Below are 17,789 nucleotides of genomic sequence, written 5' to 3' on the forward strand. Positions count from 1 at the left end.
GCCTGAATCTATCGCCGCGAAGCCCTTTCGCGGCGATAAATCGATTACCCTACCTCACCTTTTTTGCCAGCGTAACGCTGAACAATCCCCAGCCATCTACCCGCTGAGTTACTTTGACAAAACCGGCACGCTTCACCATCTGATCGATCTCGCGCTGGGAGCGCCGACGCAGTAACCAAAACGCCCCTTTTTGGTGGCTGGGCAATACGCGCGCCATCAGCGCCAGTTTTGGGTTCCACAGCTTGGTCGTATAAACCAGATACCCCCCTTTCTTCACCGCGTTAGCGAGGCCATTGAGCGATGCCAGCACCAGGTTGTTGTCGCTGAAGAGTTCATAGAGCCCTGACACCACCGCCAAAGTACGATCGGCAGGCAAGGTCGTAAGATCGGCAGGCGAAAAAGCATCGCCCTGCTCGAAGCGCGCGCGTTCATTTAACTCTCGCTGTAGCAGGAGACGGTTCCCCTCCTCCACGTTGGCAGCATCAAAATCGCGCAGCAGAAGATGTTCTACCGGAGGCTCAATGTTTTCGATCGCATCGAGAATATAGCGCCCCTTGCCGGCAGCGATATCCAACAGGCGCACCGTCTGACCCTGCTGCGCAAGCAGCGATGCTGCCATCGCGATCAGCGCTTCAAGATGTTGTTTGCGCTGTCGCGTACAGCGCCAGCCAAGCGTATTGAGGTAGTAGCGGTCAACTGCTCTGCCCGCAGCGCCTTTACCCGTCGGTTGATTTTGGTAGACATACTCCAGCGAAGCGCCGGAGTCGAAGCCGGTTTCCAGCCCTAGCCGAATCCCCGATGAGAAGTGCCCCATGGCGCGCAGCGCAAGATTCGCCAGCCTCCAGTAGCCGCGCCGTAACAGACTTTTTTCCGGCATACGTAACCTCTCATACTCCTCCCATGTTGCGCCCTGCTGCCAGGAATCAAATAGCGAAGGCACCGGGTGATGCTGAGAGAAGTGCAGCCGCAAAAAGGTGCGTGTCTGGGCCAGTACGCTCTTATCCCATAGCTGTCCTGGGCAGCCGAAGCCGCTATCCGGCATCATTAACACCGTTTTTGTGCTGCTACCGAGGTTAGCGTAAAAGGTCATCAGCGTACCCGCAGCGGCTCTGCGATCGCTTTGCGTGAGCACAAGCTGCGTCGGCGTCGGCCAGGCAAACAAGCTGCGAAAAATACGTTGGCTGGTATAGTGCAGATCGCGCAGCGTGTTCCATGCCTTTGGCTTTGTAAGCAGTTCGAATAAGAGATCGCGTTTTCTCAGCAAAAAGCGCGGTGAGAAGAGCGTGACGGAGCGGATGTCCGGGGCATAATCGACCATCCAGGCGGCAATAATCACGGCGCACTCCCGGTGCGCAACCAGGGCAATATCCTGCGTTCGCAGCCCGTGCTGCGCGGTTATATGCTCAATAAACTGCTGAAAATAATAACTTTGTAGCGAGAGCGCCGATGAGCCATCGGTCGTCTCTGCGTCAAGCTTGCCGGGTGCACAATCGACAGCGAAAAAGGTACACTCCGGCAACCCGAGCGCGGCTATTTTCTCTTTGAGATCCACGTTGTGATACAACAGCACGATGGCCGCCGCAGGTCCATTTTGCGAGCGCGCCGGAAAGAGCTGGTAAGGTATTTGCTGATTGTCATGGCTGACAAAGTGCTGCATCTGGCTGGTCTGCGTCATCATTACTCTTCCGCATGTTAACGCTGATGCCCAACGCGCGTCAGGCATCAGCGAGAGTAGAACGTTACCCTCGGGCACCTGCGCGAATACGCTGCGCGATCTTCTCTAACAAACGCGGTTCCCACTCGTTGTCCCAGCGTTCGACCAGCGATTTACGGCGAGCCAGGATCTCCGGCTCTCTGGCATTGAATCCTTCAACAATGTATTTCTTCGCCATCTGCTCACGATACTGGTAGGCCACGCTGTTAGTGATCTGCTCAACGGTGAGTTGCTGGTTAAGCATTCTGGCGACATGCAGGGTCGAAAGCAGAACCTGGCTGGCAAGCAGGTTGCGGCTGTGGATATGTTGATCGACTAAGGCGTGGGTCCAGACTTTCTCCTGATAAATGGTTTCGAACGCTTCGATCGAAACGCAGCAGTGCTCCATCTCTTCGGTGTAGTGATAGCCCAGTAAATAGAGTACGCCGAGGTTGCCAGAGAGATTACTCACCAGTTCAAAGCGGCCGTTTTCAAACAGGTTTTCAAAGAAGGAGAGCCCGGTCATGCACACCTGGCTTTCAAATATCGCGATACTGCGTACCGCCTCTTTGAAAAAGGCTCCATCGGCTTTTTTGCCGTTTGCCTTATCGCGCTCGATGCCGCCGATAATCGGCTCGGCCATCTCTTTATAAGCACCGTAGAGAAAATCATAAACGCGGGGATGGAACTTCTCCCGGACCGGCGGAGCGATGCTCTTGGTAATAAAGTTATTGAGTTTTCGGTGTGCCGCCGCGTGCCTTTTTTCCTGCGTCACAAACAGGGCGAAGCGCTCATCTTTTTGCGGCGACTCCGGAATAAACTCATCGTAGTAATCACCAATGCGCTCTCCGTAGAATTCGAAAAACTCCAGCACATAGGATGTGCCAAGACCAATAAGCGAAGAGACGGGGTCGGGGTTCCACAGAAAATTAAAATTATCATTCAACTCCATCACGCCATACACTTCTTGCGGTACCGCTCTTAATTTAAGATCCATACTCTTTTCCTCTTCATTTGAACGTCCTGATCAAATGGACAAGCCGCCGTCGATAACAAAGGTCTGTCCGGTAATATGTTTCCCGCCTCTACCGAGCAGAAAAGCAACCATGAGCGCCACATCTTCGGGCTGACCCAGCTTTCTGAGCGGGGTCATTTTGACAAGCTGCGAAACGGCTTTTTCCGGGAGCGCCGAAAGCATGTCGGTCTTCACCGGGCCGGGCGCGATGCAGTTCACGCGAATATTAAAATTCCCCACTTCCCGGGCCAGCGTTTTGGTAAAGCCATACTGCGCGGATTTTGATGCTGAATAGTTCGCCTGGCCGATATTGCCGCGTAAGCCAGCAACCGAATTAATATTGACAATGCAGCCATCTCTCTGCATTAACATCTCATTAAGCAAACAGTGATTGAGATAAAAGAGCGAGTTGAGGTTGGTATTAATTACATCCAGCCAGTCATCGAGGCTCATGGTAAAACTGAGCGCATCTTTGGTAATCCCGGCATTATTAATAATGGCGTAGGGGGTGCCATGATTTTTACGTAATATTTCGCTGAGCGCCTTCACCGATTCAACGCTCGAGACATCACAGGGGTAGCACCAGCAAACCTCGTGATCAACGTTGAGTGAATGCATTAGCACGGCCGCAAGCGCACTATTATTTTTGTAGGTGAAAACAACGTGATAATCTTGCCGCACCAGCTCTTTGACAATAGCAGCCCCGATGCCACGGCTGCCTGCCGTGACTAAAACCCATTTCTTGTTACCCATTTTGTTAATCCTTTAACTTTCCTGCGTGCGATCGTAGACCCTGGTTAAACAATCGATAGAGGACTGGAAAATAATCTCATCATTCTCCAGCACATGAATAGTAAAGGTATTGTAAGCAGAGTCCTGATCGATATAGATATCTTTATCTTCGATCAGATACCTGAGATCGGAATAACTTAATTCGCCTCCGGTAATTAACCGTTGGTGAATAAATATCTTATTCGCTACATGGTATGTCGTAATATTTTCTAAAGAATGAAATTTAGCTATTTTCTCAGCCTGCTTTTTAAAATAGACATCTTTCCTTTGATTAAAAGAAATTGAAAATAGCAGGGTATCAAACATGACCCATTGATGGGTGATATGTGGATAACAGAGTCTCAATTGTTCAAGATGCGTCTGGATAGTTTGCTCGCTCACTGCAGCAGGATAGGCGCATACGGGGCGATCAGGCGGCTTTTGCGGCAAAACCGCCGCCGTAATAGAGCTATTCGGATCATCACCCACTTTAACCGCGACACTTCTCTTCCCGCTCTCACACTTTATGCTCATCTGAACATCGGTATCGATCGGCACCGGCTTTTTAATATAGAAATTGAGCACAGAGGTTTGGTCGAGGCTATCCGCCAGCAGTAACTTTGCATCAAGCAAAGGGAGCATGCCCTGCACGATAATATCTTTCAGGCCATTTTTTATCGCAAAGTCTTTATCAAAGTGAACACGATTGCGATCGCCGGAAAATTGCGCCCACCGCTCGATATCCTGCGCGCCATAGCGTCTTATCATGCGGAGAACCTCTTCAGTACCAGGCAGCTGTTTGCCCCACCAAAGCCGTAATTCACGTTGATGACATGATCTAATTTTTGACCAAACAGATGGTTATTAGGGACATAGTTGAGATCGCACTTCGGGTCCGGGCGCTGAAGATTTATCGTCGCCGGGATCATCCGATCGGCCATACTTTTCAGGCAGAAGATCGTTTCCGCCCCGCCAGCCGCGGCAATAAGATGCCCCGTATAGGATTTGGTGCTGGAAACCGGAATAGCATGTGCGCGCTCGCCAAATACCTCTTTTAGCACCAGCGTTTCGTTGTAATCATTCATCGGCGTCGAGGTACCGTGGGCATTGATATAGTCAATGTCCTCAACCCCAAGCCCGGCATACGCCATCGCCCGCTGGATGGTGGTTACTCTGCCAATAAGATCCGGCGCAGGCGCGGTGAGATTGACGTAAGCATCGCTGTGATTCGCATAGCCCACCACTTCACCATAGATAGTCGCATTACGCGCCAGCGCATCTTCCAGCCGCTCAAGACAGACGGTCGCGGCACCCTCGGAGAGGATGAACCCACTTCTGTCCAGGCTGAAAGGACAGCAGGCCTTAACAACATCCTGCTGCTCTTTCGACAAGGCACCAAGAATGTCGACAGACCAGACGGTAAAAGGCTGCATCAGGCTCTCGCCGCCGCCAGCAATCATCATCCGCGCTTTTCCGCTTTTGATAATTTCATAGGCATCGCCGATGGCGATATTGCCCGTGGCACAGGCGGCAACCGGGCTATTTTGATAGCCCCTGAGCTTCCAGTTGACGGTGATAAGTGAGGTGCCAATGCTCGGCATCGAGTGAAAACAGCTATGCGCCGATGCGGTCAGCGAGTGGGGATCGGAATAGGCATAATAGTTGATGGTTGAGCAATCAAACCCCGCCCAGCCGGTACCAAAGATGACGCCGCAGTCGCACGGATCGTAGTGGGAAAAGATATCCTGCTCATTACCAAAGGCCATGGTGATGGCTTCATCCGCGGCAATCAGGCCGAACTCGGCAAAACGCGGGGCGTTTTTAAGGACTTTTCTCGAGAAGCGAGAGAGATTTAGGGGAGAATTAACCCGACCGAAGAATTTAGCGCCGACGCCTTTTCCCGGATCATCCCATATTTCATAGCCTGTTTTTTTATCGCGTATCGCTTGCCATATTTGCTCGCTATTCTCGCCTAATGAGCAAATGGCACCATAGCCTGTAATAACAACGCGTTGTCCCTGATATGCACCTGCGTCCATTTTATTCCCCCCGCAGAACGTTTTTTTGCAAATAGTCGATTAAATCGCCGTATGTTTCGGGCTGCGACTGCGCTAATGCATTCAAATCGATATCAATGCCAAGCACCTTTTTCGCTTCGACTTTGATAGTCACAAAGTCAAGGCTAACCAGCTCCAGCGCTTCGATGGGGGTATCGTGATTAAGCTCTGCGGTATCATAATCCGTTAGCTTATCAATTAATGACCGAAGAAAGTGATCGAGATTTTCACTCATATTTATATCCTTATAAACATGTTTAGACAGTAAATATAAATAACTAATATACAGCAGAGATGTGACATAAATTAAACTACAAGCGCCATTTGATAATGTCAAAGATTATACGAGATATATCTCTTCATTTAATAAGAGTGCGAAGAGGGTCACGATTAATAGCGGAGAGAATTAGACATGCAATAAATATGCTTTAATAGAAAACAAAATTCTGAATAATATTTAAGGAAATAAAATCAGAAGCTTCCCGATAATTAATCTGGAAGCTTCCGCTTATTTTATTGGCCCTTCGCTTTTGCCAGCATGGCGCGAATATTGGCAACGTTGGCCTGGCCTTTATGCATCCGCTCTTCAGCACTGATGACTTTACGCTCCTGCTCCCAAATAAGATCGTCCTGCGGCAGTTCCAGCAAGAAGCGGCTCGGCTCCGGGCGCACCAGCTCGCCATACTGGCGACGCTCTTTGCACAGGGTAAAGATCAGCTCTTTTTGCGCACGGGTAATGCCCACATAAGCCAGACGTCGCTCTTCATCGACGTTGTCCTCATCAATACTGCTCTGGTGCGGCAGCAGCCCCTCCTCCATGCCGACTAAAAAGACATAGGGGAACTCGAGGCCTTTGGAAGCATGCAGGGTCATTAACTGCACCTGATCCGATTCATCATCGCTTTCGCCGCGCTCCATCATATCGCGCAGGGTAAAGCGCGTGACCACTTCGGCCAGCGTCATCGCTTCATCCAGTTCATTACCTTCGAGCATTTCGGTCATCCAGCCAAACAGCGTATTGACGTTTTTCATGCGCATTTCAGCGGCTTTCGGGCTGGGCGAGGTTTCAAATAGCCAGGATTCGTAATCAATACCGTGAATCAAATCGCGCACCGCGGCGATTGGTTCACGCTCCGCCAGGCGCTGGATCTCGCCGAGCCATTGGGTGAAGCGCGTTAACGCTTCATAACCGCGCCCGGTCAGCGTCTGGTTAAGGCCGACGTCAAAGCTGGCGGCAAACAGGCTCTTATTGCGCACCATCGCCCATTCGCCCAGTTTTTGCAGCGTCGCGGAACCAATCTCGCGCTTCGGCGTATTAACGATGCGCAGAAAAGCGCTGTCATCATCACTATTGGTAAGTACGCGCAGGTAAGCGAGCAGATCCTTAATTTCCGGGCGCGAGAAGAACGAGGTGCCGCCGGAAATTTTGTAAGGAATACGGTTCTGCATCAGGAATTTTTCAAACACGCGCGACTGGTGGTTGCCGCGATAGAGGATCGCATAATCCTTATATTGCGTTTTATTGATGAAGTGATGGGCGATCAGCTCGCCGGTCACGCGCTCCGCCTCATGCTCTTCATGGTTGGCGCTGAGGACTTTTAACTCGGTGCCGTAGCCCAGCTCCGAAAAGAGCCGCTTTTCAAAAACGTGCGGGTTATTGGCAATAAGAATGTTGGCCGCTTTCAGAATGCGCCCGGAAGAGCGGTAGTTCTGCTCCAGCTTCACCACCTGTAACGCAGGGAAATCCTGGCTTAGCAGAACAAGGTTTTGCGGTCGCGCGCCGCGCCAGGAGTAGATCGACTGATCGTCATCCCCCACCACCGTAAAGCGCGCGCGCTGGCCCACCAGCAGTTTTACCAGCTCATACTGGCTGGTGTTGGTGTCCTGATACTCATCCACCAGCAGGTAGCGGATTTTGTTCTGCCAGCGCTCGCGCACCTCTTCATTGCGCTGTAATAGCAGCGTCGGCAGCAAAATCAGATCGTCAAAGTCGAGAACGTTACACGCCTTCATATGCGCGTCGTACAGACCATAGCAGTGCGCGAAAATGCGATCCCGTTCGCCCGCCGCCTGCGCGGCAGCCTGCTGCGGCGTCAGCAGATCGTTTTTCCAGTTGGAGATCGTCGAGATCAGCTGTTGCAGCACGACCTTATCGTCATCGATCACCCCTTCGGTAAGATCTTTGAGCAGCGCCACCTGATCGGTGTCGTCAAACAGCGAGAAGTTGGCTTTCATGCCAAGCGCAGCATATTCACGCTTGATGATGGTCAGGCCCAGCGTATGGAAGGTTGAGATCATCAAGCCGCGCGCCTCTTTGCGACCCAACGTCTGCGCCACGCGCTCTTTCATTTCGCGCGCCGCTTTGTTGGTAAAGGTGACGGCGGCAATATGCTTCGCCTGATAGCCACAGCCGCGGATCAGGTGGGCGATCTTATTGGTGATCACGCGTGTTTTACCGGATCCCGCGCCTGCAAGCACCAGGCAAGGTCCGGTGACAAATTCGACGGCTTGTTGTTGTCCGGGGTTTAAACGCATAAAGAAACATCACTCAATAAAAGTCAGGGAAAATATACCGATTCGGCAAGGCGACGACGGGCCAACAAAGAGGCAGGCTGAAGGCCGAAGTGTATAAAGGCGTGGTAGTATAGCCAGCCTCAATAACCTCACTCAAGGCACGATCATGGCAAAAACTGCAGCAGCACTGCATATCCTTGTTAAAGAAGAGAAACTGGCGCTGGACCTGCTGGAGCAGATCAAAAACGGCGGCGATTTCGAGAAGCTGGCGAAAAAACACTCTATCTGCCCGTCAGGCAAAAAGGGCGGTCACTTAGGTGAATTCCGCCAGGGCCAGATGGTTCCGGCGTTCGATAAAGTGGTCTTCTCCTGCCCGGTGCTGGAGCCAACCGGCCCGCTGCACACCCAGTTCGGTTACCACATCATCAAAGTGCTGTACCGCAACTAATAAAAAAGCCCGGTAGCATTTACCGGGCTTCTGTTCCTGTTCTGCGAAAATCAACCTGCGACGGCGATACGCTTCATATCTTTCATATACCCACGCAGTTTGTGACCCACTTTCTCAATCTCATGGCTGCGAATCGCTTCGTTCACATCGCGCAGCTGCGCGTTATCAACCGCACCTTCAGCAATCGCTTTGCCCAGGTCGCCGGTCTGCAGCGTGGTCATAAACTCTTTCAGCAGCGGCACACAGGCGTATGAGAAGAGATAGTTACCGTACTCGGCGGTATCGGAGATCACCACGTTCATTTCGTACAGACGCTTACGCGCGATGGTATTGGCGATCAGCGGCAGTTCGTGCAGAGATTCGTAGTACGCCGACTCTTCGATGATGCCGGAAGCGACCATGGTTTCGAATGCCAGCTCAACGCCCGCTTTCACCATCGCGATCATCAGTACGCCTTTGTCGAAGTACTCCTGCTCGCTGATTTTGCCTTCATACTGCGGCGCGGTTTCAAACGCGGTTTTACCGGTCTCTTCACGCCAGGTCAGCAGTTTCTTATCGTCGTTCGCCCAGTCAGCCATCATGCCGGAGGAGAATTCGCCGGAGATGATGTCATCCATATGCTTCTGGAACAGCGGCGCCATAATGCCTTTCAGCTGCTCGGAGAGCGCGTAAGCACGCAGTTTCGCCGGGTTGGAGAGGCGGTCCATCATCAGCGTGATACCGCCCTGCTTCAGCGCTTCGGTAATGGTCTCCCAGCCGAACTGGATCAGTTTTTCCGCATAGGCCGGATCGGTACCTTCAGCCACCAGCTTGTCAAAGCAGAGCAGCGAACCCGCCTGCAGCATGCCGCAGAGGATGGTTTGCTCGCCCATCAGGTCAGATTTCACTTCGGCAACGAAGGAGGATTCCAGCACGCCAGCGCGATGACCGCCAGTCGCTGCGGCCCAGGCTTTGGCAATCGCCATGCCTTCGCCTTTCGGATCGTTTTCCGGGTGAACCGCAATCAGCGTCGGCACGCCGAAACCACGCTTATACTCTTCGCGCACTTCGGTACCTGGACACTTCGGCGCCACCATCACCACGGTGATATCTTTACGGATCTGCTCGCCCACTTCGACGATGTTGAAACCGTGAGAGTAACCAAGCGCCGCGCCATCTTTCATCAGCGGCTGAACCGTACGCACAACGTCAGAGTGCTGTTTGTCCGGCGTCAGGTTTACCACCAGATCCGCCTGCGGGATCAGCTCTTCGTAAGTGCCAACTTTAAAACCGTTTTCAGTCGCTTTACGCCAGGAGGCGCGCTTCTCGGCGATCGCTTCCGCACGCAGGGCGTAAGCGATATCCAGACCGGAGTCACGCATATTCAGCCCCTGGTTGAGACCCTGTGCGCCACAGCCGACGATGACCACTTTTTTACCCTGAAGGTAGCTTGCGCCATCAGCAAATTCTTCACGCGTCATAAAGCGACATTTGCCCAGCTGCGCCAGCTGCTGGCGCAGGTTCAGTGTATTAAAGTAGTTAGCCATGGTGTACTCCGTAGATGTTGTGTCGTGCTTATTGTTCGATTCGCTGTTGCGCGAGGTTGAACCCACTATATGTCAGGAAATGCGTTGCTTAAATTGATATATTAACAATGTGACATTGCAATTTTTGCAATGTAATTTTGTGGAGCGGGTCTCATGGATTTACGCGATCTGAAAATGTTTCTGCACCTGGCCGAGAGCCGCCATTTTGGCCGCAGCGCGCGCGCCATGCATGTCAGCCCCTCAACACTTTCGCGCCAGATCCAGCGGCTGGAAGAGGATCTCGGCCAACCGCTCTTTGTGCGTGATAACCGCACCGTCACGCTGACCGAAGCGGGCGAAGAGCTGCGGGTTTTCGCCCAGCAGACGTTATTGCAGTATCAGCAGCTGCGGCACACGCTCGATCAGCAAGGCCCTTCGCTTTCCGGCGAACTGCATCTCTTCTGTTCTGTGACCGCGGCGTACAGCCATTTACCACCGATACTCGATCGCTTTCGCGCGGAACACCCGTCGGTGGAGATTAAGCTCTCTACCGGCGATGCCGCCGATGCGATGGAAAAAGTGGTAACCGGCGAAGCGGATCTGGCGATTGCCGGCAAGCCGGAGACGCTGCCAGGTGCCGTGGCCTTTTCGATGCTGGAGAATCTCACGGTCGTGCTGATTGCCCCGGCGCTGCCCTGCCCGGTACGCAACCAGGTCTCGCAGCCCGATCCGGACTGGTCGACGGTACCGTTTATTCTGCCCGATCAGGGACCGGTGCGCCGCCGTATTGAGCTCTGGTTCCGCCGCCATAAAATCAGCAATCCGTCGATTTATGCCACCGTCGGCGGTCATGAAGCGATGGTTTCGATGGTTGCGCTGGGCTGTGGCGTGGCGTTAATCCCGGAAGTGGTGCTGGAGAATAGCCCTGAACCGGTGCGCAACCGCGTGATGATCCTTGAGCGTAGCGATGAAAAAACGCCTTTCGAGCTTGGCGTCTGCGCACAAAAAAAGCGGCTGCATGAGCCGCTTATTAACGCGTTCTGGCAGATCCTGCCGGGCCATTAACCGGCGAGGAAGAAGCGAAACGCCGGGTTATGGGTCTCATCGTGACACTCATAGCCCAGCTCATTAAGCCGGGTTTCGAAATCCGGCTCATGCTCGCCCAGCTCAAACGCCGCCAGCACGCGCCCGTAATCGGTGCCGTGGCTGCGGTAGTGGAACAGCGAGATATTCCAGTGGGTGCCCAGCGTATGCAGGAATTTCAGCAGCGCGCCCGGCGACTCCGGGAATTCGAAGCTGTAAAGACGCTCCTGCAACGGCTTGGACGGGCGACCGCCCACCATATAGCGCACGTGCAGCTTCGCCATCTCATCATCGGAGAGATCCACCACGCTGTAGCCGCCTTCATGGAGCAGATCGAGGATCTCTTTGCGCTCTTCCAGCCCGCGGCTCAGCCGCACGCCGACAAAAATGCAGGCATCTTTCGCATCCGCGAAGCGGTAGTTAAATTCCGTCACTGAGCGCCCGCCCAGCAGCTGGCAGAATTTGAGGAAGCTGCCCTTCTCCTCCGGAATGGTGACCGCCAGCAATGCTTCGCGCTGTTCGCCCAGCTCGCAGCGCTCGGAGACATAGCGCAGGCCGTGGAAGTTGACGTTCGCGCCGGAGAGCACATGCGCAAGTCGCTCGCCGCGAATGTTATGTTTGGCGATATACTTTTTCATCCCCGCCAGCGCCAGCGCGCCTGAGGGTTCCGCTACCGCGCGGACATCTTCAAACAGATCTTTCATTGCCGCACAGATGGCATCGCTATCGACGGTGATGATGTCATCAAGGTAGGACTGGCAGAGCCGGAAGGTCTCATCACCAATGCGTTTTACCGCCACGCCTTCGGCAAACAGACCCACGCGCGGCAGGTCGACAGGATAACCGGCGTCCAGTGCCGCTTTCAGGCAGGCGGAATCTTCCGCTTCTACAGCAATCACTTTGATTTGCGGCATCAGCTGTTTAATCAACACCGCGACGCCCGCCGCCAGCCCGCCGCCACCGACCGGCACAAAGATGCGATCGATATGCGCATCCTGCTGCAACAGCTCCAGCGCCAGCGTACCCTGGCCGGCAATCACCATTGGGTGATCGAACGGCGGCACAAAGGTGTAACCCTGCTGCTGCGAGAGGGTAATCGCTTTGGCCTTCGCTTCGTCAAAGTTTGCGCCGTGGAGCAGCACTTCGCCGCCAAACGCGCGCACTGCGTCAACTTTGATATCCGCCGTCGCAACCGGCATAACGATCAGCGATTTGATGCCGAGCCGCGTGGATGATAGCGCTACACCCTGGGCATGATTGCCCGCCGAGGCGGTGATCACGCCGTGGGCTTTCTGTTCTGCGCTCAGGCCGGCGATCATCGCGTAGGCCCCGCGCAGCTTAAAGCTGTGCACCGGCTGGCGGTCTTCCCGCTTCACCAGCACAACGTTATCCAGCCGGGCAGAGATCTTCTCCATCTTCTGCAGCGGCGTTACTTGAGCCACTTCATAGACCGGCGCGCGCAGCACGGCGCGCAGATACTCCGCCCCTTCGGGGGCGGCAGAGAGGGGTTGGGCGTCGGCCATCATTAACCTCCCAGTTTGGATTTGTCGCGTACTGCGCCTTTATCCGCACTGGTAGCGAGAGTCGCGTAAGCGCGCAGCGCAAAGGAGACCTGGCGCTCACGGTTGACCGGGGTCCAGGCTTTATCGCCACGGGCTTCCTGCGCTTCGCGGCGGGCCGCCAGATCGCGGTCGCTCAACTGCAGCTGGATCCCACGGTTCGGGATATCAATTGCGATGATGTCGCCATCTTCAATCAAACCGATATTGCCGCCGCTGGCAGCTTCCGGTGAAACGTGGCCAATAGAGAGGCCAGAGGTACCGCCAGAGAAACGACCGTCGGTGATCAGCGCGCACGCTTTGCCGAGACCCATTGATTTCAGGAAGCTGGTCGGATAGAGCATCTCTTGCATGCCCGGCCCGCCTTTCGGCCCTTCATAACGAATAACCACCACATCGCCCGCGACCACTTTCCCGCCGAGGATCGCTTCAACCGCCGCATCCTGGCTTTCATACACTTTCGCCGGGCCGGTAAAGGTCAGGTTGCTGTCATCAACGCCCGCGGTCTTAACGATACAGCCGTTCTCCGCGAAGTTGCCGTACAGCACCGCCAGACCACCCTCCTGGCTGTAAGCGTGCTCAAGGGAGCGGATACACCCTTCGGCGCGATCGTCATCCAGCGTATCCCAGCGGCAATTCTGTGAGAACGCCTGGGTGGTGCGAATGCCTGCCGGACCCGCGCGGAACATGGTTTTCACCGCCTCGTCCTCGGTCAGCATCACATCATATTTTTCCAGCGTCTGCGGCAGCGTCAGGCCGAGCACGTTTTTCACCTCGCGATTGAGCAGCCCGGCGCGATCCAGCTCGCCCAGAATGCCCAGCACCCCGCCCGCGCGGTGAACATCTTCCATGTGGTATTTCTGCGTGCTCGGTGCCACTTTGCACAGCTGCGGCACATGGCGGGAGAGACGGTCGATATCACTCATGGTGAAATCAATTTCCGCTTCCTGCGCTGCTGCCAGCAGGTGCAGCACGGTATTGGTGGAGCCGCCCATGGCGATATCCAGCGTCATGGCGTTTTCAAAGGCTGCTTTGCTGGCGATAGCGCGCGGCAGCGCGGTTTCATCGTCCTGCTCGTAGTAACGTTTGGTCAGCTCAACAATGCGTTTACCAGCGTTGATAAAGAGCTCTTTGCGATCGGCGTGGGTGGCCAGCAACGAACCGTTACCCGGCTGTGACAGGCCGAGCGCTTCGGTCAGACAGTTCATCGAGTTGGCGGTAAACATGCCTGAGCAGGAGCCGCAGGTCGGGCAGGCGGAGCGCTCAACCTGCTCGCTCTGATCGTCGGAGACTTTCGGGTCCGCGCCCTGAATCATTGCGTCCACCAGATCGAGCTTGATGATCTGGTCGGAGAGTTTGGTTTTCCCGGCTTCCATCGGGCCGCCGGAGACAAAAATGACCGGAACGTTCAGGCGCAGGGAAGCCATCAACATCCCCGGGGTGATTTTGTCGCAGTTGGAGATGCACACCATCGCGTCGGCGCAGTGGGCATTCACCATATATTCAACGGAGTCGGCGATAAGCTCGCGCGAAGGCAGAGAGTAAAGCATGCCGCCGTGACCCATGGCGATGCCGTCATCCACGGCGATGGTATTAAACTCTTTCGCCACGCCGCCTGCGGCTTCGATCTGCTCCGCAACCAGCTTACCGAGATCGCGCAGATGTACGTGGCCTGGCACGAACTGGGTAAACGAGTTGACGACGGCAATGATCGGCTTACCGAAATCGTCATCGGTCATTCCGGTAGCGCGCCACAGCGCGCGGGCACCCGCCATATTGCGCCCATGAGTGGTGGTGGCGGAACGGTACTTAGGCATGCTCTTTACTCCCGTCTGTCTTGTCGATGGGATGGTGCGTGCCATCCCATATTTATTTGCTCTACCCTAAATAATTCGGGTTGCAGGAAAGCGACAAGCGAGCGAATTCCCAGGAGCTTACATAAGTAAGTGACTGGGCCGAACGCGTGTCGCCAACACACCGACAACCTGAAGTATGACGGGTATTTATGGATTAACTTGATCCAACCAGCCCCACTTATCTTCCGTTTCACCGGTGAAGAGGCCAAAGAATGCTTGCTGAATACGTTTGGTGACCGGGCCACAGCGACCTTCGCCAACCTGAATACCATCGACGCTGCGCACCGGCGTGATCTCAGCCGCGGTGCCGGACATAAAGACTTCGTCGGCCAGGTAGAGGGATTCACGAGACAGCACCTGCTCGCGCACTTCGATACCGAGATCTTTTGCCAGCTTGATGATAGCGTCGCGAGTAATGCCCGGCAGCGCGGAGGAGGTGAACGGCGGCGTAAACAGGATGCCATCTTTCACTTCGAAGAGGTTTTCGCCTGCGCCTTCAGAGATATAACCGTGAACGTCCAGCGCGATCCCCTCCTGATAACCGTGGCGGCGCGCTTCGCTACCGACCAGCAGGGAGGAAAGATAGTTACCGCCCGCTTTCGCAGCCGTTGGAATGGTGTTCGGCGCGACGCGATTCCAGGAGGAGACCATCGCATCGATGCCCTGATCCAGCGCTTCTGCGCCCAGATAGGCTCCCCACGGGAAGGCGGCGATGATGACATCGGTGGTGTAGTCTGCCGGCGGGTTAACGCCCATGCCGACATCACCGACAAACACCAGCGGACGGATATAGGCGCTGGTCAGGTTGTTTTTACGGATCACCGCGCGGCAGGCTTCCATCAGCTCGTCGACGCTCTGGGAGACCGGGAAGCGGTAGATTTTGGCGGAGTCGCGCAGACGTTGCATATGCTCACGATGGCGGAAAACAACTGGCCCTTTGTGCGAGTCATAGCAGCGGATACCTTCAAATACAGACGTACCGTAGTGCAATGCGTGAGACATTACGTGAACTTTCGCGTCTTCCCAACGTACCATCTCGCCATTGGACCAAATGTAGTCTGCTTTTTTCGTCGTCATTATTCTTCCTTTTGCGCTTACGCGCGGATCTGTTGTGATGATGATGATGTAGCGCGCTGCCGGATATCGACCCTGGCAACGTCGACAAGTTTGCTCAACTGGCTAAACAGTAATTCGACAGGCCGCGGGCTGGCAACGGTCAATTCAATATTTATGTTGCGCGCATCGCAGGCCGTTTCCATGTTCATTGCACATACCTGAAAGCCACGATGGCGCACTACGCGCAGCACGCGTTCTAATGTTTCCGGATTAAAGCGGGCTTCAACAGCGACGTCATGGTGCATCATGATAATTTCTCCAGCATTTGTGAGTTACTGGCACCGGGCGGCACCAGCGGCCAGACATTCTCGAGCTCGTCGATCGAGACATGAAGCAGATAGGGCCCATCGCTTGAGAGCATTGCGTCGAGTGCCGCTTCAACCTGGTCTTTACGGGTAATGTGTTGGCCTGGGATGCCGAAGGCGTTGGCCAGCATGAGAAAATCGGGGTTATCGGTCAGGGTGGTTTCACTGTAACGCTCATTGAAGAACAACTGCTGCCATTGGCGAACCATCCCTAATCGCTGGTTATCGAGTAAAACGATCTTCAGCGGTAACTGCTTGCGTTTTACGGTGCCCAACTCCTGCACATTCATCATGAAGGAGCCGTCACCGGAGATACAGATTACCGTATCGTCCGGACGCGCAACCTGCGCACCAACAGCGGCGGGCAGGCCAAAGCCCATGGTGCCTAAGCCGCTGGAGGTGATGAAGTTTTCTGGGCGGGTAAAGCTCAGATGCTGGGCAGCCCACATCTGATGCTGGCCAACATCCGTCGTCACGACGCTGTTTTCCGGTTTGCGATCGGAGAGCTGCTTTAACAGCAGCGGAGCATAGATCGCTTCGCCGGGGTGATCGTAGCGCCAGGCATGTTCGTGGCGCAGATCGGCACAGTGTTGACGCCACTCATCGATCGCAAGCTGCTGTTGCAGCGCAGGCAGCAGCGCATTTAAATCGCCCTGTAATGCAACGTGCGCCTGGCGCAGCTTGCTCATCTCTGCCGGGTCGATATCCATATGGATAACGCGAGCATGAGGCGCGAAGGTGTTCAGTTTGCCGGTTACACGATCATCAAAACGTGCGCCAACGGCAATCAGCAAATCACACTCCTGTACGGCAAAGTTAGCCGCTTTCGTGCCGTGCATGCCCAGCATACCAAGGTAATAGGGGTAGTCAGATGCTACCGCGCCTAAGCCTTTCAACGTGCAGGCAACCGGCATTTGCGTCTCTGTCAGGAATTCACGCAGGGCAGGTACCGCTTGCGCCATCCCCACACCACCGCCAACGTAGAGCATCGGTTTTTTCGCCTGGGCGAGCATCGCTGTGGCCTGAGAAACCTCAGCCTGAGGAAATGCGACCTCCTCCTGCTCAGTAACGAAGTCCGGCTCCCAGTTACCAACGGCCAGCTGAATATCTTTCGGGATATCAACTAACACCGGGCCGGGGCGACCAGAATTGGCGATATGAAACGCTTCCGCCATCACGCGCGGCAGAGAATCAAGGGAGTCAACCAGGAAGCTGTGTTTGGTACAGGAGAGAGACATGCCCAGCACATCCACTTCCTGAAAAGCGTCAGTGCCAATCAGCGGAGCAGCAACCTGCCCGGTGATCGCCACCACCGGAACGGAATCAAGCAGGGCATCCGCAAGACCGGTGATTAAGTTCGTCGCACCCGGGCCGGAAGTGGCGATGCAGACGCCGGTTTTACCCGTTGCGCGAGCATACCCGATAGCCGCCATCGCCGCGCCCTGCTCATGCCGACACAATAGGTGTTCCACGCCGCCGTCATATAGCGCATCGTAAACCGGCATGATTGCACCGCCAGGATAGCCGAAAACCGTATCGACCTGCTGCGCTCGCAACGCATGTACCACCCATTGTGCTCCATTCATAGCTACATCCCCGTCGAATATCGTGAGAAACAGAATTTTATGCTGATATTCATTTCTGTTCCTGATTTGCGTTTTTTGGTGATAAAAAAACCCCCGGACCTTTCGGTGCGGGGGTCTTAGTTCGTTAAGGCTTGATTTCTAAGCCTTTCCTCGTCCAAGTGCAGCCCCGCACGGTGGGATAATAATCACCACCACGCTAATCACGATAAGGCTAATCACTCGTAGAAGGGCTGTCATAGTTGTTCGTTCTTGCTTCATGTTCGAAGGAATGCCTAAAGAGG

16 protein-coding genes are annotated in these 17,789 nt (G+C 54.6%); 2 read left to right on the forward strand and 14 right to left on the reverse strand.

Annotation, left to right across the window (positions count from 1 at the left end):
* Positions 1–49 precede the first annotated feature (49 nt).
* The 7 genes from EH164_RS21585 to rep form a co-directional block, all read right to left on the reverse strand.
* On the reverse strand, positions 50–1,678 hold the full coding sequence (locus tag EH164_RS21585; protein ID WP_164483635.1) for a class I SAM-dependent methyltransferase family protein: 1,629 nt from the start codon (positions 1,676–1,678) through the stop codon (positions 50–52).
* Between the two features lie 61 nt (positions 1,679–1,739).
* A complete protein-coding gene (locus EH164_RS21590) occupies positions 1,740–2,690 on the reverse strand; it encodes a hypothetical protein (RefSeq protein WP_124970882.1) in 951 nt (316 codons plus the stop codon).
* Between the two features lie 30 nt (positions 2,691–2,720).
* Positions 2,721–3,461 carry a 3-oxoacyl-ACP reductase FabG gene (gene fabG / locus EH164_RS21595; RefSeq protein ID WP_124970885.1) on the reverse strand — a complete coding sequence of 247 codons (741 nt, stop codon included), beginning with the start codon at positions 3,459–3,461 and terminating at the stop codon, positions 2,721–2,723.
* 12 nt (positions 3,462–3,473) lie between these two features.
* A complete protein-coding gene (locus EH164_RS21600; protein ID WP_124970888.1) occupies positions 3,474–4,247 on the reverse strand; it encodes a MaoC/PaaZ C-terminal domain-containing protein in 774 nt (257 codons plus the stop codon).
* Positions 4,244–5,518, reverse strand: a complete 1,275-nt coding sequence (locus EH164_RS21605; protein WP_124970891.1) for a beta-ketoacyl-[acyl-carrier-protein] synthase family protein — start codon at positions 5,516–5,518, stop codon at positions 4,244–4,246. Before EH164_RS21605 ends, EH164_RS21600 begins: the two co-directional genes overlap by 4 nt.
* 1 nt (position 5,519) lies before the next feature.
* Entirely contained in the window at positions 5,520–5,771 is a 252-nt protein-coding gene (locus EH164_RS21610) for a phosphopantetheine-binding protein (RefSeq protein ID WP_124970894.1), read from the reverse strand.
* Positions 5,772–6,049: 278 nt separating this feature from the next.
* Positions 6,050–8,071 carry a DNA helicase Rep gene (gene rep, locus EH164_RS21615; protein WP_023479546.1) on the reverse strand — a complete coding sequence of 674 codons (2,022 nt, stop codon included), beginning with the start codon at positions 8,069–8,071 and terminating at the stop codon, positions 6,050–6,052.
* 145 nt (positions 8,072–8,216) lie between these two features.
* On the opposite strand from rep, the gene ppiC reads away from it, so the two are divergent.
* A complete protein-coding gene (gene ppiC / locus EH164_RS21620) occupies positions 8,217–8,498 on the forward strand; it encodes a peptidylprolyl isomerase PpiC (protein ID WP_001140255.1) in 282 nt (93 codons plus the stop codon).
* A gap of 50 nt (positions 8,499–8,548) precedes the next feature.
* On the opposite strand, the gene ilvC is transcribed toward ppiC, so the two are convergent.
* Entirely contained in the window at positions 8,549–10,024 is a 1,476-nt protein-coding gene (ilvC, locus tag EH164_RS21625; protein ID WP_023479616.1) for a ketol-acid reductoisomerase, read from the reverse strand.
* A 153-nt stretch (positions 10,025–10,177) separates the two neighbouring features.
* Here ilvC and ilvY point away from each other — a divergent pair, with 153 nt between their 5' ends.
* Entirely contained in the window at positions 10,178–11,068 is an 891-nt protein-coding gene (gene ilvY, locus EH164_RS21630) for an HTH-type transcriptional activator IlvY (RefSeq protein ID WP_124970897.1), read from the forward strand.
* Here ilvY and ilvA read toward each other — a convergent pair.
* The 6 genes from ilvA to ilvL form a co-directional block, all read right to left on the reverse strand.
* Positions 11,065–12,609: a threonine ammonia-lyase, biosynthetic gene (gene ilvA, locus EH164_RS21635; protein ID WP_124971656.1), complete on the reverse strand. Its 1,545-nt coding sequence runs from the start codon at positions 12,607–12,609 to the stop codon at positions 11,065–11,067. The two genes, ilvY and ilvA, sit on opposite strands and share 4 nt — an antisense overlap.
* A 2-nt stretch (positions 12,610–12,611) precedes the next feature.
* The gene (gene ilvD / locus EH164_RS21640) at positions 12,612–14,462 is read right to left on the reverse strand and encodes a dihydroxy-acid dehydratase (RefSeq protein WP_023479566.1); all 1,851 of its coding nucleotides are present in this window, start codon (positions 14,460–14,462) and stop codon (positions 12,612–12,614) included.
* 186 nt (positions 14,463–14,648) lie between these two features.
* Complete coding sequence (locus EH164_RS21645) at positions 14,649–15,578, reverse strand: branched-chain amino acid transaminase (RefSeq protein ID WP_076770438.1); 930 nt, start codon at positions 15,576–15,578, stop codon at positions 14,649–14,651.
* Between the two features lie 17 nt (positions 15,579–15,595).
* Entirely contained in the window at positions 15,596–15,865 is a 270-nt protein-coding gene (ilvM, locus tag EH164_RS21650) for an acetolactate synthase 2 small subunit (RefSeq protein ID WP_023479554.1), read from the reverse strand.
* Positions 15,862–17,508 (reverse strand): acetolactate synthase 2 catalytic subunit, encoded by a 1,647-nt coding sequence (ilvG, locus tag EH164_RS21655; RefSeq protein WP_124970900.1) that lies wholly within the window; start codon positions 17,506–17,508, stop codon positions 15,862–15,864. Before ilvG ends, ilvM begins: the two co-directional genes overlap by 4 nt.
* A 138-nt stretch (positions 17,509–17,646) precedes the next feature.
* The gene (gene ilvL, locus EH164_RS21660) at positions 17,647–17,745 is read right to left on the reverse strand and encodes an ilv operon leader peptide (protein ID WP_032229281.1); all 99 of its coding nucleotides are present in this window, start codon (positions 17,743–17,745) and stop codon (positions 17,647–17,649) included.
* Positions 17,746–17,789: the final 44 nt, after the last annotated feature.

The sequence above is a fragment of the Kosakonia sp. CCTCC M2018092 genome, from assembly GCF_003864115.1.
Classification (GTDB): Bacteria; Pseudomonadota; Gammaproteobacteria; order Enterobacterales; family Enterobacteriaceae; genus Kosakonia; species Kosakonia cowanii.